The organism is Paenibacillus xylanexedens (assembly GCF_007676705.1).
GTDB classification, from domain to species: domain Bacteria; phylum Bacillota; class Bacilli; order Paenibacillales; family Paenibacillaceae; genus Paenibacillus; species Paenibacillus xylanexedens_C.
This window is the reverse complement of record NZ_VEBF01000658.1, coordinates 1-237: the sequence shown is the minus strand read 5'-3', so window position 1 is coordinate 237 and position 237 is coordinate 1. Positions and strand designations below refer to the sequence as shown.

Genomic DNA, 237 nt, shown 5'->3' with positions numbered 1-237 from the left:
CATCAAACTTAACCAAATCCCTACATTCACTCAAACATTTCATCCAATCCAAATGCCTAAACCCGCACCATACACACCTCTAATCTCCCACCCTTCCCCTCGATCCCAAGACACCACAATCGCTCACATCCCTCTTCCAACTAACCCTGCTCAAATCAAAACCCCTCCTCCTTCCCCTACACACCGTATCCCCAACTACAGCCAATTCCTCCGCATTCACGATCAACTCGCTCAACT

Annotated in this window: 1 pseudogene; it reads left to right on the top strand. The window is 48.5% G+C overall.

Annotated elements, in window-relative coordinates:
* Position 1: 1 nt before the first annotated feature.
* Positions 2-237, top strand: a pseudogene (gene eno / locus FS628_RS33395) (phosphopyruvate hydratase); the annotation flags it as partial.